The 22253-nt window shown below is 71.9% G+C and carries 21 protein-coding genes; 10 read left to right on the top strand and 11 right to left on the bottom strand.

Going from position 1 to position 22253, the window contains the following annotated elements; all coding sequences use genetic code 11:
• Nucleotides 1-56: 56 nt before the first annotated feature.
• A complete protein-coding gene (locus AB0C15_RS20115) occupies nt 57-1019 on the bottom strand; it encodes a helix-turn-helix transcriptional regulator (RefSeq protein ID WP_357354021.1) in 963 nt (320 codons plus the stop codon).
• 407 nt (nt 1020-1426) lie between these two features.
• On the opposite strand from AB0C15_RS20115, the gene AB0C15_RS20110 reads away from it, so the two are divergent.
• Together AB0C15_RS20110 and AB0C15_RS20105 are read left to right on the top strand one after the other, a co-directional pair.
• Nucleotides 1427-2089 carry a hypothetical protein gene (locus tag AB0C15_RS20110; RefSeq protein WP_357354019.1) on the top strand — a complete coding sequence of 221 codons (663 nt, stop codon included), beginning with the start codon at nt 1427-1429 and terminating at the stop codon, nt 2087-2089.
• Between the two features lie 106 nt (nt 2090-2195).
• Complete coding sequence (locus AB0C15_RS20105) at nt 2196-3704, top strand: phosphoesterase (RefSeq protein WP_357354017.1); 1509 nt, start codon at nt 2196-2198, stop codon at nt 3702-3704.
• Between the two features lie 84 nt (nt 3705-3788).
• Here the strand turns inward: AB0C15_RS20105 and AB0C15_RS20100 are convergent, their stop codons facing one another.
• Complete coding sequence (locus AB0C15_RS20100) at nt 3789-4382, bottom strand: MarR family winged helix-turn-helix transcriptional regulator (RefSeq protein ID WP_357354015.1); 594 nt, start codon at nt 4380-4382, stop codon at nt 3789-3791.
• Between the two features lie 114 nt (nt 4383-4496).
• Between AB0C15_RS20100 and AB0C15_RS20095 the strand changes: the two genes are divergently transcribed.
• The 3 genes from AB0C15_RS20095 to AB0C15_RS20085 all read left to right on the top strand — a co-directional run bounded on the left by AB0C15_RS20095 (nt 4497) and on the right by AB0C15_RS20085 (nt 8026).
• Nucleotides 4497-6110, top strand: coding sequence for an LLM class flavin-dependent oxidoreductase (locus tag AB0C15_RS20095; protein ID WP_357354013.1), 1614 nt, complete (start codon nt 4497-4499; stop codon nt 6108-6110).
• A gap of 66 nt (nt 6111-6176) precedes the next feature.
• Nucleotides 6177-6773, top strand: a complete 597-nt coding sequence (locus AB0C15_RS20090; RefSeq protein WP_357354011.1) for a helix-turn-helix domain-containing protein — start codon at nt 6177-6179, stop codon at nt 6771-6773.
• The gene (locus tag AB0C15_RS20085) at nt 6770-8026 is read left to right on the top strand and encodes an MFS transporter (RefSeq protein WP_357354009.1); all 1257 of its coding nucleotides are present in this window, start codon (nt 6770-6772) and stop codon (nt 8024-8026) included. The genes AB0C15_RS20090 and AB0C15_RS20085 overlap by 4 nt, the downstream gene beginning before the upstream one ends.
• A gap of 72 nt (nt 8027-8098) precedes the next feature.
• On the opposite strand, the gene AB0C15_RS20080 is transcribed toward AB0C15_RS20085, so the two are convergent.
• The 3 genes from AB0C15_RS20080 to AB0C15_RS20070 form a co-directional block, all read right to left on the bottom strand.
• A complete protein-coding gene (locus AB0C15_RS20080) occupies nt 8099-8794 on the bottom strand; it encodes an alpha/beta hydrolase (protein ID WP_357354007.1) in 696 nt (231 codons plus the stop codon).
• A 179-nt stretch (nt 8795-8973) separates the two neighbouring features.
• Complete coding sequence (locus AB0C15_RS20075; protein WP_357354005.1) at nt 8974-10011, bottom strand: L-dopachrome tautomerase-related protein; 1038 nt, start codon at nt 10009-10011, stop codon at nt 8974-8976.
• A 57-nt stretch (nt 10012-10068) separates the two neighbouring features.
• The gene (locus AB0C15_RS20070; RefSeq protein WP_357354003.1) at nt 10069-10491 is read right to left on the bottom strand and encodes an MmcQ/YjbR family DNA-binding protein; all 423 of its coding nucleotides are present in this window, start codon (nt 10489-10491) and stop codon (nt 10069-10071) included.
• Between the two features lie 144 nt (nt 10492-10635).
• On the opposite strand from AB0C15_RS20070, the gene AB0C15_RS20065 reads away from it, so the two are divergent.
• Nucleotides 10636-12438, top strand: a complete 1803-nt coding sequence (locus AB0C15_RS20065) for an acyl-CoA dehydrogenase (RefSeq protein ID WP_357354001.1) — start codon at nt 10636-10638, stop codon at nt 12436-12438.
• A 4-nt stretch (nt 12439-12442) separates the two neighbouring features.
• Here AB0C15_RS20065 and AB0C15_RS20060 read toward each other — a convergent pair whose 3' ends face one another.
• On the bottom strand, nt 12443-12619 hold the full coding sequence (locus AB0C15_RS20060; protein ID WP_355010015.1) for a hypothetical protein: 177 nt from the start codon (nt 12617-12619) through the stop codon (nt 12443-12445).
• Nucleotides 12620-12716: 97 nt separating this feature from the next.
• A complete protein-coding gene (locus tag AB0C15_RS20055; RefSeq protein ID WP_357353999.1) occupies nt 12717-13436 on the bottom strand; it encodes a spermidine synthase in 720 nt (239 codons plus the stop codon).
• Nucleotides 13437-13565: 129 nt separating this feature from the next.
• On the opposite strand from AB0C15_RS20055, the gene eccB reads away from it, so the two are divergent.
• Nucleotides 13566-14942 carry a type VII secretion protein EccB gene (gene eccB, locus AB0C15_RS20050; RefSeq protein WP_357353997.1) on the top strand — a complete coding sequence of 459 codons (1377 nt, stop codon included), beginning with the start codon at nt 13566-13568 and terminating at the stop codon, nt 14940-14942.
• A gap of 87 nt (nt 14943-15029) precedes the next feature.
• Here the strand turns inward: eccB and AB0C15_RS20045 are convergent, their stop codons facing one another.
• Genes AB0C15_RS20045 through AB0C15_RS20030 form a run of 4 tightly spaced genes read right to left on the bottom strand, consistent with a single transcriptional unit; the run spans nt 15030 to nt 18915 of the window.
• Nucleotides 15030-15647 (bottom strand): class I SAM-dependent methyltransferase, encoded by a 618-nt coding sequence (locus tag AB0C15_RS20045; protein WP_357353995.1) that lies wholly within the window; start codon nt 15645-15647, stop codon nt 15030-15032.
• Between the two features lie 54 nt (nt 15648-15701).
• Nucleotides 15702-16568: a carbohydrate ABC transporter permease gene (locus AB0C15_RS20040; RefSeq protein WP_357353993.1), complete on the bottom strand. Its 867-nt coding sequence runs from the start codon at nt 16566-16568 to the stop codon at nt 15702-15704.
• On the bottom strand, nt 16568-17524 hold the full coding sequence (locus AB0C15_RS20035) for a sugar ABC transporter permease (RefSeq protein ID WP_357353992.1): 957 nt from the start codon (nt 17522-17524) through the stop codon (nt 16568-16570). The genes AB0C15_RS20040 and AB0C15_RS20035 overlap by 1 nt, the downstream gene beginning before the upstream one ends.
• Complete coding sequence (locus AB0C15_RS20030) at nt 17521-18915, bottom strand: extracellular solute-binding protein (protein WP_357353990.1); 1395 nt, start codon at nt 18913-18915, stop codon at nt 17521-17523. The genes AB0C15_RS20035 and AB0C15_RS20030 overlap by 4 nt, the downstream gene beginning before the upstream one ends.
• Nucleotides 18916-19030: 115 nt before the next feature.
• Here AB0C15_RS20030 and AB0C15_RS20025 point away from each other — a divergent pair, with 115 nt between their 5' ends.
• Genes AB0C15_RS20025 through AB0C15_RS20015 form a run of 3 tightly spaced genes read left to right on the top strand, consistent with a single transcriptional unit; the run spans nt 19031 to nt 22241 of the window.
• Nucleotides 19031-20071: a zinc-binding alcohol dehydrogenase gene (locus AB0C15_RS20025; protein ID WP_357353988.1), complete on the top strand. Its 1041-nt coding sequence runs from the start codon at nt 19031-19033 to the stop codon at nt 20069-20071.
• The gene (locus AB0C15_RS20020) at nt 20068-20889 is read left to right on the top strand and encodes a sugar phosphate isomerase/epimerase family protein (protein WP_357353986.1); all 822 of its coding nucleotides are present in this window, start codon (nt 20068-20070) and stop codon (nt 20887-20889) included. Before AB0C15_RS20025 ends, AB0C15_RS20020 begins: the two co-directional genes overlap by 4 nt.
• Entirely contained in the window at nt 20886-22241 is a 1356-nt protein-coding gene (locus tag AB0C15_RS20015) for a hypothetical protein (RefSeq protein ID WP_357353984.1), read from the top strand. The genes AB0C15_RS20020 and AB0C15_RS20015 overlap by 4 nt, the downstream gene beginning before the upstream one ends.
• The last annotated feature ends 12 nt before the right edge of the window (nt 22242-22253 follow it).

Raw genomic sequence — 22253 nt, 5'->3', positions numbered from 1 at the left:
ATCGATTGTCGTCTCGTCGTGGTCCCCCGCACAAGGCACGGGCCGCTGGCTGCGCCTCAGGTGTTCAGCGTCTCGCGCGGCGGCACGCCGTAACTGGCGTGGTATCGGGCGGTGAACCTGCTGTGGCTGGCGAACCCCCACCGACTGGCGATCGCCGAGACCGTCTCCTGGCGTGGGTCGGCGCGGATCAGGTCGTGGTGTGCCCGGACGAGCCGGGTCCGCCGCAGGTAGGCCATGGGGGTGGTGCCGAGGTGACGACGGAAGGCGAGCTGCACCGCCCGGAGGGAGACGCCGGCCGCGCCGGCGATGTCCGCCGCGCTGATGTCCCGGTCGGCGTGCTCCTCCAGGAACGCGATCGCCCGCCGTAGCGTGGCGGTGGTGGCGTCGTTCCGGTCCGCGGCGGTCGGCTCGGTGAACGCGGTGTTGGGGAAGACCGCGAGCGCCGCCGCGGCAAGCATCCGGGCGGCGTTGCCGATCACCAGCGACTGCGCCCCGGCGGCCGGGCTGGTCAACACGACATCGCGGACGAAGCTCGTGGTGTTGCGCCACTGCCGGGCCAGGGCCGTACTGGCGGGACCCAGTTCGGTGAACTGGATCCGACCGGGTCTGCGGGCCGGCGCGGTGGTGGCCACCTGCGCCAGCACCGAGAGGTCCAGGACGCACAACTCCACGTCGCCGGGGTGCCAACGGACGGCGCACGGCTCCTGCGGCCTGGTGACGAGGAAGACGTCGCCGGGGCCGAACCGGTGGGTCGACCCGGCGCAGGAGCGGTCGACGCGCGCGGTGCGGGCACGACCGATGACCAGCCCGTCGAGGGTGCTGGCACCGATCTCGAGGTGCCCGGTCTGGCGGGTCGTCGCGATGGCAAAGGGGCCGGTGTCGACGCGGCGGTGGGTGAGCCGGTACGCGTTCCTGCTGTGGATGCGCAGCTTGGGGTCGTAGGTGGCGGACAGGAATTCCTGGATCGCCGTCGGGTCCCGGCTGTCGAAATTGTGGCTCTGCACTGGCGATGACGTCATCCGCTGTCTCCGTCCGGTGGAGGTGCCTCCGGCTGGTGGAACGGGTGCCGGCGGCGGATCGGGACGTACCGGGTGCTCGGCGGTGACCTGGCACGTCGGTGGCCGGCGGTGCGGTGAGGTGGAACGTCGCGAGCGGGACGGCAGCGACCGGTTGAGACTGATCGATCAGTGGCCTTCAGGCGCAATATCTGTAGATGGGAATGTCACCATACGACAATCGCTGACGTGGTGTCCTGCGAATCAGGGCGGTGTGTCGGTCTCTCGACTTCGTTTTCCGACTAGCGCGCCGAATGGCTCTGCGTCCGCTGTCCTAGCCACCTCCGTGGCCGACGGCGAAATCTTGTTCATGATTCGTCGGAGGACGACCGGGTCACCGCCGGGAGACCGGCCCACCAAAGGGGGAAGCATTGGACGGTACTGATCCTGACCGTGTCGTTCGACTCGCCGTGGCCGAGGCGCTGGCCCGGGTGGCGGACGAGGACAGCCTGGGTCTGGGTGAGGGGGACGCGCTGGAGATGCTCGGGGGCGGGCTGCGTGAGGTGCTGCGCCGCGCCCTCGACGACCGGGTGCCGCTGACCACACCGGAATTCGTCGACCTCTGCCGCGATCTGGGCCTGAACCGTGACGCCTTCGACCTGCTGGGGCACTACCTGATGACCGCGTTGCTGGCCCAGCACGTCGGACCGGACGCCCTGATCCGCGTCGGGGTGCTCTTCGGCACCGTCGGGCGCTACCTGCCCGGAAGGCGTCCGGCGACGCGCCGCAACGAGGGCCCCGTGGCACGACGCCGCGACGTACGCCCGGACAACAGCGTCGTCGGTCGCTACCGCCGCGCCAAGCTGCCGGAGCACCTCCCGAACCCGCCGAGCTGGACGTGCACCGGATGTGGGCGCGAGTGGCCCTGCGCCACCAAGCAGAGCCAACTGCTCGCCGAGTTCGGCGGAGCGCGCGCCTCCCTCGCGGTCTATCTCGGCTCCTGCCTCGTCGCCGCCGCCCAGGACCTGCCCACGCTGCCACTGCCTCGGGTCCGGCTCCGATTCCTGGGTTGGCTGCCCCGCGCACGCATCTGACCCCGGTATTCATCACGCGCACCCGCTGCGTACGGCGGGTGTTCACCGCTGTCTCCGAGGCTCCTTGATCGAAAGTGCAATCGCTTGATCGAGGAGAGGCTCTCACGTGAGAGACAAGCATCCCGAAGAGACCGAGCACGCGCAGCTGTCCCGGCGCAAGCTGGTCAAGTACGCGGGCGTCGGCGCGACGCTGGCCGCCGCCAGCCCCCTGGTCGGTGCCGGCGCGGCCTGGGCCGACGAGGACCGCCGACCGGGTGACGACAAGAGCGACCGGGGCAACTCCAAGAACCGGGCGTGGCGCGCGGGCGACCACCACGTCCACTCCGAGTACAGCGGCGAGTTCGACACCACGAAGTCGCCGATCGTCTTCCACAAGGGCGCGGACGCGGTCTACCCGATCGTCACCAACGCCATCATGGCGAAGAACTTCGGTCTGACCTGGGCCATGTGCACCGACCACGGTGGGCCGACCCACTCCAAGGTGAACATCGAGCAGGCCTACCCCGACCTGCTGCGGTCCCGCAAGCTGGTCCCCGAGGTTCTCCAGTTCTGGGGCATGGAGTTCGACGCGCCCTCGCTGGACCACCACACGCTGATGATCCCGCGCCACGACGACGAGGCGAAGCAGCTCTTCGAGCTGGAGAGCCGGTTCGCCAAGTACGACGCGTTCCCCACCGACCCGGCCCGCGACACCGAGGCCAAGATGGTGGAGTTCCTCAAGGTGGCCCGGGGCATGCCGCACAAGCCGTTGGTGATCGCCCACCACGCGTCCCGGTCGGCGCCCGGTCTCGGCGTCTACGGCCAGGACACCCCACGTGAGTTCCGCAACGGCAACAACGCCGCACCGGACGTCTACATCGGCTTCGAGGGCGCGCCCGGTCACCAGGCCGGCCCGCTCAACGGCGGCAAGCGGGGCGGGTACGGCAACCACCCCACCTACGGTGGCTTCGACCAGATGACCGCCCGGGTCGGCGGCCTGTGGGACTCCCTGCTCGGCGAGGGTCGGCGCTGGTGGATCACCGCGACCTCGGACTCGCACGTGCACTGGACCCGCGGCGGCTCCGACTTCTGGCCGGGCGAGTACAGCAAGACGTACGTGCACGCCCGTCAGGACTACGGCGACATCATGGACGGCCTGCGCAACGGCCGGATCTGGGTCACCACCGGTGACCTGATCCGCAGCCTCGACGTCACCGCGACGTCCCAGGGCAGGACCGCCGAGGTGGGCGAGACGATCACGGTGAGCCGGCGGAGTCGTACCGACGTCGAGATCGAGATCACGTTCCGCCCGCTGGGTGGGGTCAACGCGAACGGCGACCGGCCCGAGGTCCGCCGTGTCGACCTGATCGTCGGCCAGATCACCGGCCCGAGCGCCAGCCTGGACGCCGACACCAACCCCACCACGAAGGTGGCGGCCCGGTTCGGCCCGCGGGACTGGCGTCGGCACGGCGACAGCTACGTCATCCGGCACACCCTTCGTAATGTCGAGGCGGACACCTACGCGCGGGTGCGTGGCACCAGCACCGACGAGGCCGAGCCGCTCGCCGACGGGCTGGAGAGCCCCTGGGACGACCTGTGGTTCTACTCGAACCCGGTGTTCGTGCACGTGCGCTGACCGGGCGCGACAGCGACACGGCGGGCCGGTCCGGCACCACTCGACGGACGACGTCGGGCGGTGCGGGGCGGGCCCGCCCGCAGGTCAGTCGGCTCTGCGGCGGCGGGCCCGGGGAGTGGTGGCCGGCCCGCTCGGTGCCGCTGCGGCACGGGCCGGGGGAGCAGCGGGCACCGGGTCGGCCTGCGCCCGTGTCACCACCTCGCAGAGGTCGCGCAGCGGGTCGACCGCCTGGGCCGAGCAGGCGACCTTCTGCAGGAGTGACCGCAGCGTCGCCGACTCGGTCGGCGTGAGCGCCCCCAGCAGGTGCGACTCGACCTGCCGCAGCACCGACCGCCGCTGCCCCCACGCCGCACGGCCGGCGTCGGTGACCTCGACCAGCCGGTTGCGCCGGTCGGCGGGGTCGGCCCGACGGGTGACGTAACCGGGCCGCTCCAGGTCGTCGATCAGGTACGTGAGCACGGTGCGGTCGATGCCGATCTCCTCGGCGATCGCGCCCTGGTTGCGGGCCGGCCCGTTGAGCGCCGCCGTGAGTAGCTGGTAGCCACGGGGGCCACCGGGGAAGTCGGTGAACGTGTGCTCGGCCGCCCGCACGTAGCCGCGGAAGACGATCCCGAGCATCCACCCCAGGTCGTCGTCGAGCGGATCGGGCCGGTCCGGCCGCTGAGTGGCACCCGTCATTCCCTGACAATACCGCAGTGAGTCAGACCTTGTTGGCAGCAGATGTTCTGTCTGACATAAGGTTAAGGCCACGACGCATCGCCCGAGGCGTCGGGTGAATCGGGAGGCTCGCAGATGAGCGACTACGGCCACGACCTGATCTTCGGATCCTTCGTCACCCCCAGCGCCGGCACTCCGGACCGCACCGTCGCCGTCGCCGTCCTGGCCGAGCAGGTCGGGCTCGACCTGGTCACCTTCCAGGATCACCCGTACCAGCCGGCGTTCCTCGACACCTGGACGCTGCTGAGCTTCGTCGCGGCCCGCACCAGCCGGGTGCACCTGGCCGCGAACGTGACGAACCTGCCGCTGCGCCCGCCGGCGGTGCTCGCCCGCAGCGTGGCCAGCCTGGACCTGCTCAGCGGTGGCCGGGTCGGCCTCGGCCTCGGGGCGGGGGCGTTCTGGGACGCCATCGAGGCGATGGGTGGCCGGCGGCTGACCCCCGGCCAGGGCGTCCGAGCGCTGGAGGAGGCCATCGACGCCATCCGCCAACTCTGGGACGTCGAGACGCGTGGTGGAGTGCGGGTCGACGGCGAGTTCTACCGGGTGGTGGGCGCCAAGCGTGGGCCCGCGCCGGCTCACGCGGTGCCGATCTGGCTGGGTGCGTACAAGCCCCGGATGCTCCAGCTCACCGGTCGTCGGGGCGACGGCTGGCTGCCCACGCTCGGCTACCTTCAGCCCGGTGACCTGGCCAAGGGCAACGCGATCATCGACGACGCCGCGCAGCAGGCCGGTCGGTCCACACGGGACGTCCGTCGGCTGCTCAACATCTCCGGCGAGTTCGCGACCATCGGTCGCGGCCCGCTGAACGGGCCCGCCGAGCAGTGGGCCGAGGAGCTGGCCGGGCTGGCACTTGACGACGGCGTCAGCGCCTTCATCCTGGGCAGCGACGACCCCGACGACCTGCGCCGGTTCGCCGGCGAGGTGGCCCCCGCGGTCCGCGAGCTGGTCGCGGCCGAACGGGACCGGGGCGCGGTCGCGGACCACACCCCGGCCCAGCCGGGTGCGGGACCTGCGCCGGAGCCGACACCGGTCGCCGCCTCGCCGGTCGCCGCCTCGCCGATCCAGGCGAGCCGGGCCACCGCGGCCGGCGGCGGGTTCGCCGTGGTGCCGACCCCCGACGACGGGGTACGACGAAGCGAGCAGCGGGTGTGGGACGAGTCGACCCGGCCGACCGGCCCCACACCCGACCCGGAGCGCACGTACACCCCGCAGGAACAGGCCACCGGCGCGCACCTGGTGCAGATCCACGACGGTCTGCGCGCCGAACTGGCCCAGATCCACGGCCTGATCGAGCAGGTGGCGGCAGGTGAGATCGACGCCGGGGCGGCCCGGTCGCACATCAACACGATGACCATGCGGCAGAACCGCTGGACGCTCGGCGTCTACTGCGAGTCGTACTGCCGCATCGTCACCACCCACCACACGATCGAGGACCAGTCGTTCTTTCCGAGGTTGCGGGCGAGCGACCCCCGGCTCGGGCCGGTGGTCGACAGGTTGGAGCAGGAGCACCACGTCATCCACGACGTGCTTGAGGGTGTCGACCGGGCGCTCGTCGCGTACGTCGGGTCTCCGGACGGGCTCGCCGGGCTGCGGGCCGCTGTGGACCTGCTTACCGACGCCCTCCTGTCGCACCTCAGCTACGAGGAGCGGGAGCTGGTGGAGCCGTTGGCGCGGCTGGGCATCGCCTGACCGTGGTGCACCGCCGCAGCGGCGAGGGGGTTGCTCCGACCCAATCTGAGAGACTACTCTCGAAACATGTCTCTCAAGAATCCGTACGGGGATTTCGAGATCACCGAGCCGCAGGCGCTGCGGGCGCTGGCCCACCCGGTGCGGCTGGCCATCCTCGACCGCCTCCAGCGGCACGGCCCGGCCACCGCCACCGGGCTCTCGCCGCACGTCGGTGCCACCCCGTCGGTGGTCAGCTGGCACCTGCGGCACCTCGCGACGTTCGGCCTGGTCGTCGATGCGGAGGGCACTGCAAGCAAGCGCGAGCGCTGGTGGCAGGCGGCCGCCCGGGGCTTCCGCTTCAACCTGCCCGACGATGCCGAGGGGCAGGCCGCCGGCCGTCAGCTACGCGGCGAGATGTTCGCCCGGACCGCCGAAGCCCCGCAGCGGTGGCTGCTGCACGACGAACCCCGGCTGGACACGCAGTGGCGCGGGGTGTCCGGGGTCTCCGACACCAGCTTCGTGGCCACCCCCGAGGAACTGCGACAGCTGGAGGCCGCGATCGAGGAGTTGATCGCCCCGTACGTGCGGCGCAAGGACGACGACACGGCGCCGACCGACGCGCGGATCGTCCGGATGCTCCGCTACCTCCTGCCCGAGCCCGGCGACGACCCGGCCACGTCGTGACCGCCACCGACACCGTCCCCGCGCCGGCCCTGCACCGCGACCGGCGGTTCCGGACCTTCTGGATCAGTGAGACGGTCTCCCAGTTCGGCGACCGGGTCAGCGAACTGGCCCTACCGCTGATCGCCGTCACCCTGCTCACCGCCACACCCGTGCAGGTGAGCGTCCTCACCGCGCTGATCTGGCTGCCCAACCTCCTGGGTCTCTTCCTCGGCGCGTGGGTCGACCAGCGCACCCACAAGCGGCGACTCCTGATCATCGCGGACCTGGTCCGCGCCGCGGTGCTGCTCAGCCTGCCGGTGGCCTACCTGTTCGACGCGATCACCCTCACCCAGCTCTACCTGGTGGCACTGCTCACCGGCCTCGGAGCGGTGCTGTTCGCCATGGCCCGTCAGGCGTTCTTCGTCGCGTTGGTGCCCCGTTCGGCGTACGTGGACGCGAACAGCAAACTGAGCATGAGCCGGTCGCTGTCCTTCATCGCCGGCCCGGCCGTCGGTGGTGGGCTCGTCCAGGCCCTCAGCGCGCCGGTCGCGATCCTCGTCGACGCGGTGTCCTTCCTCGGCTCCGCGCTGCTGCTCAGCCGCATCCCGGTGACCGAGACGCCGCCGCCGCCGCGTCGGACGTCCACGCTCGGGCTGGTCCGCGAAGGGCTCACGCTGGTGCTGCGACACCCGGTGCTGCGGGCCGCCCTCGGCTGCACCAGCACCGTCAACTTCTTCACCTTCATCATCAGCGCGCTGCTGGTGCTCTACGCCAGCCGCGAACTCGACCTGTCAGCCGGTGCGATCGGCATCGCCTTCGGGTTCGGAGCGCTCGGCGGGTTCGCGGGTGCGGCGCTCGCCCCGCGCGTCTCCCGCGCCATCGGTCTGGGCCGCACCGCCATGATCGGCGTGGTGCTCTTCCCCGCGCCGCTGGCGCTGACCGCGCTGGTCTCCGGACCGACGTGGACGAAGGTGGCCATGCTGGCGGCCATCGAGCTGGTCTCCAGCATTGGGGTGATGCTGATGGACGTGAACCTCAACGCCCTGATCACCGCCGTGACACCCGCCGACGCGCTGGGACGCCGGGCCGGTGCCTACAGCGCCGTCAACTACGGCATCCGACCGCTCGGCGCGCTTGTCGGCGGCGCCTTGGGCACCACCATCGGGCTGCGACCCACCCTGGCGATCGCCGGCCTCGGCGGCGTGCTCGCCGTGCTGTGGTTGCTCGCGTCACCGGTGCGCCACGTCCGAACCCTCGACGAATCGGTGACCTGAGCGCTCGCCGCGCGGATTGGCCCGCTCGTGGCCGCGGTGGGTGCGGCCCCGACAGCACCAGCCGGCGTCGGCTCAGGCGGCCTCCGCCAGCAGGAGCCGGGCCAGCTCGGCGGGCTGGGAGAACATCGGCCAGTGGCCCGTGTCCATCGTGACCAGTCGCCACTGGTCACTGGTCAGCAGCTTGGCCACCGTGTCGTTGGGCTCGGGCCCGTCGAGCAGGCACTTGACGTACGTCGTCGGCAGCTCAGCCAGCGGCCGGCTCACCACGGCCGGCTCGGTCAGGGTCGCGCCCGGATGCGGCGTGGAACCCTCGACCAGCCGGGCGATCTGCTCGTCGGTGAGACCCTGACCATCGAAGTCGGCCGCACCGAGCGGTGCCCAGTCGCCGCCATTGTCGGCGAGCTGCGCCTCGAACGCCGCCTGGCCCTGCCACCAGCCGGAGGCGAACGACCCACCGTCGACCGGCACCTCGGAGTCGACGAAGACCACCCGGGTCAGCCGGTCACCGATCCGCTCGGCGGCCTGACCCACCGGGATGCCCGAGTAACTGTGCCCGACCAGCACCACATCGCGCAGGTCGCCGCGCTCGATCTCGTCGACGATGTCCTGCACGTGGGTCTGCTGCCCGGCCGGGATGCCCCGCTTGTCGGCGAGGCCGGAGAGAGTCAGCGGGTGGGTGCCGTGCCCGGCCGCCCGCAGGGGCGGCACCACCTCGCCCCACGCCCCCGACCCCAGCCACGCCCCCGCCACCAACACGAAATCAGCCATGGCCGGGACCTTAGCGGCACCCTCCGACAGCGCCGACACGTCAGGACAGGTGCCTGTCTGGGCCGATGACCGCGAACGGTCAGCCGGTGGCGTCGAGGCGGGCAGCGATCTGCGTCGGCAGAGGATAGCTTCGTTCGGCCGGCAGATGCTCCATGGCCGCTCGCACGTCCCCTGCGCACTCAGGCGTGGTCCCGGGCGGGCGGCCCGATCTCGACGGGCATCCGGTAGATCTGGGCCGGGTAGTGGACGGCCGCGACGCCGCCGTTGAGCCCGGCGGTCAGGTGCAGCTGGGCCGCGGGCATCCAGAGCCGGGCATCGGCGTCGAGCCACATCGCGTCCACCCAGGCCAGACGGGGGTCGGCGACGAGCGTCCGTACGCCGCGGTCGGGTGCGAGGACGAGAACGCGCCGCCGTTCCAGGTCGCTGAGGTAGATGGTGCCGGTGGCGTCGATGGCCGTGCCACCGGTGCTCGGTGTGTCACACCAATGGTCGACAGCCCGGGCCAGCTCATCGGGGGACACCGACGGGTCGTCCAACCACCGGGTGGCGATCCGGGACATTCCGCCGGAGGCCGGCTGGTAGTAGAGCCAGCGACCGTCCGGCGACACCTCCAACTGGTCCACGTGCAGGTGTACCTCGGCGCCGCCCGGGTCACGCAGCGCGCGACCGTCGGCGATCACCGGCCCGCCCACCGTGCTCGGATGCCCGTCCAGCACCCGTCGCGGCCGACCCGAGTCGAGGTCGAGCACGATGAGGCCGGGCGCTCCGGCGTCGCTGAGATACGCCATCCGGCCGTTGAACCGGACGTCGTCGACGTAACTGCCCGTGCGCACCGCCTCGTCGAGGTGGTGCACCCGCTCCACGCGGTCGTCGTCCGGGTCGACAACGATCAACCGAGCACCGCCCGGCACCTGCGCGCCGCCGATCCGCGGCGAACCCGAGTCGACGATCCACAACCGGCCATCCGGCCCGGCCCGCAAACCGTTGACGTGCACGAACGCCTCGTCCGGCGGCTGGTTGGCGCGGTTCCAGGCGGCATCGGGGTACGGCTCACGCCGCCCGTCCGGCAGCACCTCGACCACCTGCACGCCGGGCCGGTCCGCCAACGGGTAACTGAGGAACACCCGCCCGCGCACGGTGGTGACGCCCGTGCACACCCGGTCTTCCTGGAACACCGGCGTCAACCGGGGATCCTCCTCGGTGGGCAGCGACGACATCGCGCGGTATCCCCGGAGCGGGTCGGCCGAAACCGGCGGTCGAAGGCGCTGCCGTGCTCAGCCGACCGGCGGTGCCGGTGGGCCGACCTGGGCGGCGAGCCGCTTCGGGGCCATGACGCAGTAGCTCTCGGTGAGCAACTCACCCACCTCCGCCCAGTCGGTGTCGTCGTCGAGGACCATGCCCATCACGTTCGGGCTCCAGTCCGGTTTGTAGAAGGGGTGCCCGGTGGCGAGGAGCCCGGCGATCTCGTCGAGTGGCGACCGGAAGGTCAGCAGGCAGGCGGGCTGCCCGAGTGCGGCGGCGCGCGCGTGGACCGGCTGGCGTTCGGGGTCGACGGTGAGCACGTGGGCGATGGTCCGCTTGCGGATCCGCCAGCGGGTGCCCACCCAGGCCGGCTCCTCGTAGGTCTCCGGCAGGCCGAGACAGATCGGCCGCAGCCGGTCGAGGACCTCGGGTGGGACGTCTCCGGGTGCGGTCACGGGCACGGACGTTAGCCGAGCGGTGTGACACGTTCCGCTCGTCGAACCCCACCCCGCCCGGTGGTGCGGGCCCGGTCGATCGGCCAGGATGGGCCGGGGCGACTCTGTGTCGTCCCGACGTACCCGTGCCCGCTGAGGAGTGCCGTGCCGTCCACCCTGCTCTCCCGTCGTGACCTCGACTTCCTGCTGCACGAGTGGCTGCGGGTGTCCGATCTCGTCGAGCGTCCCCGCTACGCCGAGCACTCCCGGGAAACGTTCGACGACGCGCTGGACCTCGCCGAGCGGGTGGCCACCGAACAGTTCGCCCCGCACAACCGGGCTGCCGACCTGGCCGAACCCACATTCGACGGGCAGCGGGTGCGGCTGATCCCGCAGATCCGTGCCGCGTTGGACAGCTTCGCCGAGACAGGTCTGCTCACCGCCGGGCTGGACGCCAGCGTCGGTGGTCTGCAACTGCCGCACGCCGTCGCGGCGGCCTGCTTCACCTGGTTCCAGGCGGCGAACGTGGCGACCTCGGCGTACCCGTTCCTCACCCTCGGCAACGCCAACCTGCTGCTGGCGCACGGCAGCCCCGAGCAGGTGGACACCTACGTCCGGCCCATGCTCGACGGCAGGTTCTTCGGCACCATGTGCCTGTCCGAGCCGCACGCCGGCAGCTCGCTGGCCGACATCACCACCCGCGCCGAGCCGCAGGCGGACGGCACGTACCGGCTCTTCGGCACCAAGATGTGGATCTCCGGTGGCGACCACGAGCTGGCCGAGAACATCGTCCACCTGGTGCTGGCCCGCATCCCCGGCGCGCCGTCCGGGGTCAAGGGCATCTCGCTGTTCATCGTGCCCAAGGTGCTGGTCGCCCCGGACGGGTCGCTCGGTGAGCGCAACGACGTGGCGCTGGCCGGGCTCAACCACAAGATGGGGTTCCGGGGGACCACGAACACCCTGCTCAACTTCGGTGACGGCGCGCACACCCCGGCCGGCCACGCCGGAGCGGTCGGCCATCTGGTCGGTGCGCCGCACCAGGGGCTGGCACAGATGTTCCACATGATGAACGAGGCCCGGATCGGGGTCGGGGCGGGCGCGACCGCGTTGGGCTACACCGGCTATCTCAAGAGCCTGGCGTACGCGAAGCAGCGGCCGCAGGGCCGGCCGGTCGGCGCGAAGGACCCGGCCGCCGCGCAGGTGCCGATCATCGACCACCCCGATGTACGACGGATGCTGCTGGCCCAGAAGAGCTACGTGGAGGGGGCGCTGGCGCTGGTGCTCTACTGCGCCCGGCTGCTCGACGAGCAGAGGACCGCACCGGCCGACGCCGACCGCGAGCGTGCGCACCTGCTGTTGGACGTGCTCACCCCGATCACCAAGAGTTGGCCGTCGCAGTGGTGCCTCGCCGCCAACGACCTGGCGATCCAGGTGCTCGGAGGGGCCGGCTACACGCGCGACCACGATGTGGAGCAGCACTACCGGGACAACCGGCTCAACCCGATCCACGAGGGCACCCACGGCATCCAGGCGTTGGACCTGCTGGGGCGCAAGGTGACCATGCGGGGCGGCGCTGGTCTCGCCCTGCTGACGACGACGATCGGCGACACGGTCGAGCGGGCCCGCAAGGCCGGGGGAGAGGCGTCCGAGCTGGCGGACCGGCTGGCCGCCGCGGTGGACCGGGTCACCACGGTCACCCGTCGACTCTGGGCCGGCGGCGACCCGGTGCTCGCGCTTGCCAACGCCAGCGCCTACCTGGAGGCCGTCGGGCACGTGGTGATCGCGTGGATGTGGTTGGAGCAGGTGCTGGCACTGCCGCCGGAGGGGACCGGCGACACGTTCCACGCCGGCAAGCGGCAGGCCGCACGCTACTTCTTCACCGTCGAGCTGCCCCGGACCGGCCCGCAGTTCGACCTGCTGGAGAGTCGGGACCGGACGACCCTCGACATGCGTCCGGACTGGTTCTGACCGGTCAGCGTCGTCGACCCTGGTGCTGCACCGCCTGCCGTCCCTTGACGACGCCCCAGACGATCACGATCACCAGCGCGATCAGACCGATGATGATCAGCCAGCGGACCGCCTCGAGGATCAACCCGAGCAGAATCAGCACGCCGGCGACCACACCGACGACCCAGAGCAGTGCGCGCATGTCGACCTCCCGTAACCGGCCGCGCCTGGTGCGGCGGGCCCCGGGTACACGTTCCCCGTCCGACCGACACCATGCGCGCACGGCGCGGCCGAGTCGATCAGGGGCCGGTACGCGCCACGTAGACGGTGTTCGCCGACTCGCCGCCGGTCAGCGGGTTGGCGAACGGCACGACGTGCGACCGTACGTCCGCGAACACCTGGCTGAGCGCGTCGATGAACTCGGCGTCCGGCGGGTCGTCCGACCAGAGCGCGAAGACACCCTCGGGGCGTAGCAGAGCGGCCAGCCTGCGCAACCCGGCCGGCGGGTAGAACGCCGCGTGGCTCGGGTGCAGGACGTTGCGGGGGGAGTGGTCGACGTCGAGCAGCACGGCGTCGAAGCGCCGACCGGGCGCTGCGGTGTCGAAGCCGGTGTCACCGGCCACCGCCGCGAAGAAGTCGGCCTGCACGAATCGGGTCCGGGGGTCCTCGGCGAGCCCCGCCGCGAACGGCAGCAGGCCCCGCCGGTGCCAGTCGATCACGTCCTCGATCGCCTCCACCACCAGCAGGGACCGCACCCGGGGGTCGCCGAGCGCGGCACAGGCGGTGTAGCCCAACCCGAGACCGCCCACCACCACGTCGAGCGAGTCGCCGGCCACCTCGCCGAGACCCAGCCGGGCCAGCTCGATCTCCGCGACCGGGAAGAGGCTGGACATCAGGTACTCGTCGTCGAGCTTGACCTCGTACACCTCGACCTGGAGTGCCGGGTCCCGGCGTCGGCGCAGGCTGATCGCGCCGATCGGCGTCTCCCGCCAGGCCAGCTCTTCGAAACGCGCGCCCACGGGTGCCCTCTCGCCGCCGGATTCGTCCACGGATGGTACCGGTTGCCCCACGACGGGCGGCCACGCAGGGTCGGCAGGACATCGACGCAGCGCATATCCTGTGCCCGGTCGATCCACCGGAGGGGACTCATGCCGTCGCGGCAGGACCAGCTGCACTCCTACCAGTTCAGCGTCCAGCGGGCAGTCGCCGCCCTGGTCATGCGGGAGACCGATCCCGCGCAGTCACCGTTTCGGCGGCTGGCCGGCGCCGGCCTGGCCAGCGTCCTGGTCGCGGCCATCGGGCTCGGTGGCTTCGCCCTCTACGGCCTGTTCGCCGGGGGTGGCAAGGGCTGGCGCGATCCGAGCGCGGTCATCGTGGAGAAGGAGTCCGGCGCCCGGTTCGTCTATCGCGAGCAGAAGCTGCACCCGGTGCTCAACTACGCCTCGGCGCTGCTCATCGTCGGGGCGGACCGCTCGAAGACGGTGCTGGTGTCCCGGCGCACGATCGACGGAGTGCCGCGCGGGCTGCCGTTGGGCATCGCCGACGCCCCCGACTCGCTGCCCGCGCCCGGCCGGCTGTCCACCACGGCGTGGTCGGTCTGTTCGACGGTCCCGGCCGCCGAGGAGCCCCGCTCGGCGCTGCTGATCGGCACCGAGCCCGACGGCGGCCGGCCGCTCGGCGACGAGGCGCTGCTGCTGCGTCACCCCGACGGCGGGCTGCACCTCGTCTGGCACCAGCGGCGCTACCTGGTCCGTGACCCCAGCCGGGTGCTTGCGGCGCTCGCCACCACCCGGGCCCAGGCGGTTCCGGTGGCGCCGGCACTGCTCAACTCGCTGCCCGCCGGCGCCGACCTCGCCCCGCTCGACCTTCCCGCGCTGGGCCGGCCCGCCACCCGGGTGCCAGGTGCCCCGGTCGGCACGGTCTACCTGGTGAGCAACTCCGGTGGCGGACGGCAGTACGCGGTGGCCCTCGACGCCGGCCTGGCCGGCATCACCGAGTTGCAGGCGGGGCTGTTGCTGGCCCGCACCGGGCAGGGTGCGCCGGTGCCGATGACGTTGGGTCGGTTCGCCGCGCTGCCCACCGTGCCCGATCTCGCCCCGACCGGCCCGAGCGCACCGCCACCGATCCCGCCCCGGCTCGCGGCCGGCGACGGCGGTGCGCTCTGCACCCGCGTCGGCGACGACGGCGGGGTGGGCGAGGTGCGTTGGGGCGTACCGCTGCGGGACCTGACGGCTTCTCCACGGACCGCGCCGACCGGCGGCGCGGTGCTGGCCGACCACGTGGTGGTGGAGCCGGGTCGCGGCGCGGTGGTCGAGGCCGCCGCGGCGCCCGGCGCGACCGGCGGCGCGGTCTCCGTGGTCACCGACCTGGGCCGCCGGTACGTGCTTGCCGACCGGGAGGTGCTGCCGATGCTCGGCTACCGCGACGTGCGTCCGCTGCGGCTGCCGGCCGGGCTGGTAAGCCTGGTGCCCGCCGGCGCCACCCTCGACCCAACCGCCGCCCGCGCCGCCCCAACCCCAAACTGACCCCCCAATGCCCGCCGGCACCGGGGTGCTGCGGTGATCAAGAGGTTTGCGTCAGAATGCCGCGCGAATCTGACGCAAACCTCTTGATCACCGGGAGGCGACGCCGGTGGGGCGGCGGAGGATGGTGACCGCGAAATCGGCGTCGTCGCGCCACGGGCGCAGGTCCCAGGTCGCGAAACGGTGCTCGACGCGCAGCCCGGCGGCCACCGCGTCGGCGTCGAACGCGGTCAGCGGGTAGCCGCGTTCGGTGCCGAAACCCACGGCCAGCACCCCGTCCGGTCGCAGGTGGCCGGCGACGCGGCGCAGCACCTCCGGTTCGGTGCCGACGGCGACGAAGGCGAGCACGTTGCCGGCCAGCACCGCGGCGTCGAACGGCTCCGCCTCACCCAGCGCGGGCAGATCCAGTTCGGCCAGGTCGGCGACCAGCCACGTCGGGCCGGGGTGGTCGGCGCGGGCGGCATCCACGAGCGCCGGGTCGGCGTCCACCCCGACGACCGTGTGCCCCCGCTCAGCCAGCGCGGCACCGACGCGGCCGGTGCCGCTGCCGGCGTCGAGGATCCGGGAGCCGGGCGCGACCAGAGTGTCGACCAGGCGGGCCTCGCCGGCCAGGTCCGTGCCCTCGGCGGCCAGTTTGCGGAACCTGTCGATGTACCACTGTGAGTGCTCGGGGCCGGTGTCGGTCGCCCAGCGGGTCGGGTTGGCCATGTGGCCACCGTAACCGGGCCGGTGGGAGCCCGGCGGACGACCCGGAGGAGACGATCATCCCTTCTCCGCGCCGCTGGTCAGCCCTTCGGTGAGCAGCCGCTCGCTGGCGAAGAAGAGGATCACGATGGGCAGGGTGAGGACGACCGACCCGGCCATCAGCACCGTCTTGGGCACCTCCACCCCGTCGGCGAGCAGGGACAACCCCAGCGACACCGTCCAGCGGTCGGGTTTGTCGACGAGGAACAGCAGCGCGAAGAGGAACTCGTTCCAGGCGATCATGAAGTCGTAGAGGGCGACTGCCATGATCGACGGCATCGCCAGGGGCAGGCTGACGCGCCGGATGATGCCGAGCCGTCCGGCACCGTCGATGGCGGCGGACTCCTCCAGACTGACCGGGATGGTCTCGAAGTAGTTCTTCAGCATGTAGACCGAGACCGGCAACGTCTGCGAGATGTAGACGAGCACCAGACCGAAGAGTGAGCCGCGCAGCCCGGCCCGGGTGAAGACCACGAACAGCGGGATCGCGATGACGATCGACGGGAACAGGTAGACCGCCAGGAACAGGAAGTCCACCTGCCGGCGGCCGAAGAACCGCAACCGGGCCACCGCGTACGCGCCCGGGATGGCGACCAGCAGGGTGAGGACCGTTGCCGCGACCGCGACCAGCCCGCTGTTGCGGATGAAGGTGAGAAAACCCTGGCCGCCGTCGTCGGTGGCCTTGAGCACCTCGGCGTACGTGGCGACGGTCAGCTCACCGAAGCCGACCACGAGTGCGCCGGGGTCGAGCAGCAGTCGCTCGATGGGGCGCACCGAGAGCACCAGCATGTAGTAGAAGGGCAAGACCGTGATCAGCAGGAACACGGCGATCACCAGGCGGCGCAGCCATCGCAGGCTGACCGTCTCGACCACGTCCCGGTCCATCAGCCGACCCTCCGTCCGAAGAAGCGCAGATAGATCAGCACGAACACGATGAGCACCACGGCCAGCACGACCGCCTGCGCGGCCGCCGCCCCGATGTCGGTACGGGCGGTGAGGAACTCGTACACCCGCACGCTGACCACCTCGGTGCCGGCGGCACCCCCGGTGAGCAGGTAGACGTCGTCGAACTTGTTGAACGTCATGATGAAGCGCAGCACGCCCAGCAGGGCGATCACCGGCAGCAGTTGCGGCAGCAGGATGTGCCGGAACCGCTGGGTGGGGGTGGCGCCGTCGACCCGGGCGGCCTCCTCCAACTCGCCGGGCACCGCCTGGAGCCGGGCCAGCAGGAACAGGAACGCGAACGGGAAGTACCGCCAGGCCTCGAAGGCGATCACCGTGGCCAGGGCTGTCGACTCCTGGCTCAGGAACGGCACCGGGGCGTCCCAACCGAGCAGGCGTTGACCCCAGGCGTTGACGATGCCGAGCTGCGGGTCGAGCATCACCTGCCAGACGAACGTCACCGCGACCACCGGCGCCACGTACGGCAGCAGCATGGACGCCCGGACCAGGGTGCGGCCCCGGAACGGCCGGCGGACGACCAGGGCGGCCACCAGACCGAGCAGGATCGACCCGACGGTGCCGCCGATGCTGTAGATCAGCGTGACCCAGAGCGTCTCGGCGAAGCCGGGGGTGTGCAGCACCCGGTCGATGTTGTCCATGGTGAACTCGCCGAAGAGGCCGGTCTTGCGCAGCGTGGCGAGCCGGACCCGCTGGAAGGCGAGCACCATGGTCCACACGATCGGGATGCCGATGACCGCGATGGTGACGAGCAGGGTCGGTGCGACGAGCGCGAGCCCGGCCCGGGACTCGCGGCGGCGCAGGGTCAGTGGTCGGCGTCGGGGTGACGCCGGCCGCTCCCGGGTGGGGGAGCGGCCGGGGCCCGGCGCGGTGGTGGTCAATTGACGCCCGCCTTGATGGCGTCGACGTCCTTCGTCGCGCGTTTGGCGGCGGCCGCCGCGTCGGACTTGCCGGAGACGAGGTCGCCGAGCACCTTGGGCACCGGCAACTCCCCGAGCATGGCGCCGACCAGCTTGCCCTGCCCCTGGCTGAGGCCCCACCGCCCGAACGTGTCCGGGCTGCGGCGCAGCGTGGCCAGCACCTCGTCGCCGTACACGTCGGCCAGGGGCTTCTTCGCGTCCACCCCGGCCTGGCTGGTGTTCCAGGCGGTCAGGTACGCCTCCGGCTCGGCCGGGGTGCCCTTGCGGACCGGGAAGCGGCCCTCGGGGGACATGCCGAACCAGCGCGGGTAGCCGTCGCCGAGCATGTACTCCACGAAGGACTTCGCCGGGTCGGCAGCGGCGCCGTCGAGCACCGCCCAGGAGCTGATCTCGCCGTACTGGGCCGGCTCGGTGCCGTTCGGGCCCTTGATCGCGGTGACGAACCCGCTGTTCTTCGCGAGGAACGCCGGGTCGGCCTGGCACTGGGGGCAGGTCGGTTTGGCGTCGTTGCGCAGCCCGGCCAGCTCGTCGAGGATGAACGGCGACCAGACCACCATCGCCGCCTTGCCGGCGAAGTAGGTGGCCCGGGTGGTGTCCACGTCCTGGGCACCCTTCACCGAGCTGGTGCGGATCAGGTCACCGTAGAAGCGGAACGCCTCGACGCACTGGGGCGAATCCAGGGTGACCTTCCCCGAGTCGTCGGTGAGCTGACAGCCGTTGGCCAGCGCCAGGTGCTCGAAGGTCTGCTGGGTGAACACGTCGCTGGGGGCGGTCGCCGCGGTGATGCCGGCGACGCCGCCGGTGTTCAGCCGGGCCGCGGCGGTGGTGATCCGCTCGTACGTGTCGGGGGCGGGCAGGTCGGCTGCGGCGAACAGGTCCTTGCGGTAGACGAGCAACTGCCCCCACCCGTCGCTGGGCACGGAGAGCTGTTTGCCGTCGTCGGCGGTCAGCTCGAGCGCCCGGGGGGAGAACGTCTGCCTGCCCAGCTTGTCGACGACCTCCGCGTTCGCCGAGGCGTGCAGCAGCTCGTTGCCGGCGAGCGTGCGGATGCCGGCGAGGGAGACCGACCCGACCACGTCGGGCAGGTCGCCGGCGGCGGCGTTTGCGGCGATCAAGGAGGGGAACTGGTCCTCGTTGACGGTCACGAGGTCGACCTGGATCCCGGTCCTGGCGGTGAAGTCGGCGATGATCGCCTTCGTGGCGGTGACCCGGTCGGCCACGTCCTCGAGACTCCAGACGGTGATCTTCTTGCTGTTGCTGTCTGATCCGTCATCGCCGCAGGCCAGCAGGGTGGGCGCGGTCAGTGCCAGGATCAGGGTGGTGGCGAGTATCCGCCTCGGAGGTGCTGACATCGGTGGCACTCCTCTCGAAGGGTACATCAGGGATCCAACACCTTCGATTGATCAATAGCAAGACATATGGCGATTTTTTGCTATCCTGGAGCCCAGTGCTACCGGGATGTGACACATGGGCAACTGGGTGGTCTCTCTCGCCGGGCCTCGACGCATCAGCCTCGAGCCCTGCCCGCCAGATCCGCTCGGCCCCGGCCAGGTCCGAGTCCGCACCTGCTACTCGGGCATCTCCGCCGGCACCGAGCTGACCCTCTACCGGGGCAGCAATCCCCGGCTCAGCAAGGACTGGGACGACACCGCCCGGATGTTCGTCCCCCGACAGACCCCGGTTCCCTACCCGCTTGTCGGCTTCGGCTACGAAGAGGTCGGCGAGGTCGTCGAGGTCGCGCCGGAGGTCAGCGACAGGCATCCGGGCCAGCTCGTCTGGGGCATCTGGGGGCACCGGGCCGAGGCCGTGCTGGCGGCCGACGCGGTCCGGGCGCTCCCCGCCGGGCTGGACCCGCTCGCCGCTGTCTTCGCCCGCCCCGGCGCCATCGCGCTGACCGCCGTGCTCGCCGGCGACCTGCACCTCGGCGACTGGGTGGGCGTCTTCGGGCAGGGCGTGATCGGGCTGCTCGCCACCCGCCTCGCGGTGCTCTCCGGGGCCCGGGTGGTGGCCGTCGACCCGGTGCCCGACCGACTGGAGCACGCCACCCGCTACGGCGCGCACTCCACCGTGGACACGACGGCCAGCTCTGCCGCCGCCATGCTGCGCCAGGCCACCGCAGGGCGGGGGGCCGACGTCTGTCTGGAGTTGTCCGGCGCGTACCCGGCGTTGCACGAGGCCATCCGTTCCACCACCCACGCCGGCCGGGTCGTGGCCGCCGGCTTCTACCAGGGCCAGGCCGACGCGCTCGGCCTCGGCGAGGAGTTCCACCACAACCGCATCCAGTTGGTGGCCGCCCAGGTCTCCGGGCCCACCCCCGCGCCGAGCATGGCCGGCCGGTGGACCGGGGACCGGGTCGCGCAGACCTTCATGGACCTGGTGGCCGACCGCAGCGTCGACCCGCTGCCGCTGGTCAGCCACATCGTCGACGCCAGTGCGGTCGCCGACGCCCTCGCGCTGCTCGACCGCGGCGCCGGTGACGTCCTCCAAGTGGTGCTGAGGTTCCCATGACCACCATCGCGCTGGCCTGTCAGGAACACCTCCTGCCGGGCACCAACCTGATCCAGAAGTACGCCCTCGCGGCCGCCCTCGGCTACCAGGGCATCGAGCTGCGTGGCCGCGGCGACCTCGGGTTCGCCCGCCGGCTGCCCGAGCTGCGCCGGGCTCGCGCCGCCGGGGTGGTGATGCCCACCGTCTGCGTCGAGATGGACCACTTCATCGGCGACTTCGACCCCGCCCGGTCCGCCGACGCCGTCCGCAATCTGCGCTCCCAGCTCTCGGTGATCGCCGAACTGGGCGGTGTGGGGGCGATGACCCCGGCCTCCTGGGGGATGTTCTCCCGGCGGCTGCCGCCGTTCGAGCCGCCCCGCCCGCCGGACGGCGACCGGCAGGTGCTCCTCGACGCCCTCGGCGAGCTGGGCGAGCACGCCCGGGCCGAGGGGGTCACCCTCTTCCTGGAACCCCTCAACCGGTACGAGGACCACATGGTCAACCGCCTCGACGAGGCGGTGGCGCTCTGCGCCACGCTCGGGCTGCCGTCGGTCCGGGTGGTCGCCGACACCTTCCACATGAACATCGAGGAGGACGACGTGCACCGGGCGCTACGCGCCGCCGCGCCGTACCTCGGGCACGTGCAGGTCAGCGACTCCAACCGCTACCAGCCCGGCGCCGGGCACCTGGACTGGACGGCGCTGGTGCGGACCCTGCTGGAGCTGGACTACCGGGGCTGGCTCGCCCTGGAGTGCCGACTCCGCGGCGACCCGGTCCGGGCCCTGCAACAGGCCGCCACCGTGCTGCGGCACGCACTGCCCCGGCGGGCCGCCGCATGACCGCCGACGCCGGGCCGACAAGCGCCGACGCCGCCCGCACGCGCGGCTCGGCCGACCTCGCCGAGCTGCGCCGACTCGCTCTCGACACGCTCGACGCCAACTGGGAACACGACCACACGGTGCCCTCGCGTACCCTCTACCCGCACCAGTGGAGCTGGGACTCCGCGTTCATCGCGATCGGGTTGGCCCAGGTCCGCCCCGAGCGCGCCTGGCGGGAACTGACGAGCCTGTTCCGGGCGCAGTGGGCCGACGGACGGGTGCCACACATCGTGTTCAACCCTGCGCTGCGGGTCGGCGCGTACTTCCCAGGGCCGGAGATGTGGCGTTCGGCCGACGTGCCGGGCGCACCGACGGTGGCCACCTCCGGCCTGGTCCAGCCGCCGGTGCACGCGCTCGCCGCGCTGCTGGCGTACCGGCGGGCGCCCGACCCCACCGGCCTGGCCGCGCTGCGCCGGCTCTATCCCGCGCTCGTCGCCCAACAGCGCTACCTGGCCGACCGTCGGGACGTGGCCGGTGACGGGCTGGTCTGCATCGTGCATCCGTGGGAGTCTGGGTTGGACAACAGCCCCGCCTGGGACGAGCCGATGGCCGCCGTCCCGGCCGAGGCGGCCGTCATGTCCGCGTACCGTCGGCACGACACCACGCACGCCGACGCCCCGCACCGCCCCACGGACCTGGACTACGCGCGTTACCTGGCGATCGTCGCCGCCTACCGCGACCACGGCTACTCCGACCGGGACCTCGCCAGCGGTCATCCCTTCCTGGTGGAGTGCCCGCTGTTCAACGCGGCGTTCGGGGCCGCCGAACACGCCCTCGCCGAGATCGCCGCGCTCGTCGGCGCCGACCCCGGGCCGCACCGGGCCCGCGCGGCCCGCGTCACCGAGGCACTGGTACGACGGCTCCACGACCCGGCCACCGGCACGTTCCAGCCTCGTGACCTGCGCACCAACCGCCTGCTGAGCGCGCGTACCGTGCTCGGGCTGACCCCGCTGATCCTGCCCGACCTGCCGACCCGGCAGGCCGACGCGCTCGTCGTCGAGGCCCGCTCGGCGCGCTTCGGGGTGGCCCGGCGGATGGACCGTCCGCTACCCACCTACGACCGCACCGCACCCGACGTCGAGCCACTGCGGTACTGGCGTGGGCCGAGCTGGCTCAACGTCGGCTGGTTGGTCCGGCGCGGGCTGCTCACGCACGGGCACCCGGAGCTGGCCGCCGGGCTGCGCCACTCGATGATCGGTCTGGTCGCCCGGGCCGGCTGCCACGAGTACTTCCACCCGGACACCGGCACCGGGCTCGGCTCACCGGCGTTCAGCTGGACGGCCGCGCTGCTGCTCGATCTCCTTGCCGACTGAGCGCGGGGCGGG

Origin of the sequence: Micromonospora sp. NPDC048835, from assembly GCF_040649995.1 — a bacterium.
Classification (GTDB): domain Bacteria; phylum Actinomycetota; class Actinomycetes; order Mycobacteriales; family Micromonosporaceae; genus Micromonospora.
Note: the sequence above shows the minus strand (reverse complement) of the source record. Positions and strands in the feature narration are given on the sequence as shown.

Excerpts from the sequence above, each read along its gene's own strand:
- AB0C15_RS20115 (WP_357354021.1), bottom strand. The coding sequence starts at position 1,019 with ATGACGTCATCGCCAGTGCAGAGCCACAATTTCGACAGCCGGGACCCG.
- AB0C15_RS20100 (WP_357354015.1), bottom strand. The coding sequence starts at position 4,382 with ATGACGGGTGCCACTCAGCGGCCGGACCGGCCCGATCCGCTCGACGAC.
- AB0C15_RS20095 (WP_357354013.1), top strand. The coding sequence starts at position 4,497 with ATGAGCGACTACGGCCACGACCTGATCTTCGGATCCTTCGTCACCCCC.
- AB0C15_RS20090 (WP_357354011.1), top strand. The coding sequence starts at position 6,177 with ATGTCTCTCAAGAATCCGTACGGGGATTTCGAGATCACCGAGCCGCAG.
- AB0C15_RS20080 (WP_357354007.1), bottom strand. The coding sequence starts at position 8,794 with ATGGCTGATTTCGTGTTGGTGGCGGGGGCGTGGCTGGGGTCGGGGGCG.
- AB0C15_RS20075 (WP_357354005.1), bottom strand. The coding sequence starts at position 10,011 with ATGTCGTCGCTGCCCACCGAGGAGGATCCCCGGTTGACGCCGGTGTTC.
- AB0C15_RS20060 (WP_355010015.1), bottom strand. The coding sequence starts at position 12,619 with ATGCGCGCACTGCTCTGGGTCGTCGGTGTGGTCGCCGGCGTGCTGATT.
- eccB (WP_357353997.1), top strand. The coding sequence starts at position 13,566 with ATGCCGTCGCGGCAGGACCAGCTGCACTCCTACCAGTTCAGCGTCCAG.
- AB0C15_RS20045 (WP_357353995.1), bottom strand. The coding sequence starts at position 15,647 with ATGGCCAACCCGACCCGCTGGGCGACCGACACCGGCCCCGAGCACTCA.
- AB0C15_RS20040 (WP_357353993.1), bottom strand. The coding sequence starts at position 16,568 with ATGGACCGGGACGTGGTCGAGACGGTCAGCCTGCGATGGCTGCGCCGC.
- AB0C15_RS20030 (WP_357353990.1), bottom strand. The coding sequence starts at position 18,915 with ATGTCAGCACCTCCGAGGCGGATACTCGCCACCACCCTGATCCTGGCA.
- AB0C15_RS20025 (WP_357353988.1), top strand. The coding sequence starts at position 19,031 with ATGGGCAACTGGGTGGTCTCTCTCGCCGGGCCTCGACGCATCAGCCTC.
- AB0C15_RS20020 (WP_357353986.1), top strand. The coding sequence starts at position 20,068 with ATGACCACCATCGCGCTGGCCTGTCAGGAACACCTCCTGCCGGGCACC.
- AB0C15_RS20015 (WP_357353984.1), top strand. The coding sequence starts at position 20,886 with ATGACCGCCGACGCCGGGCCGACAAGCGCCGACGCCGCCCGCACGCGC.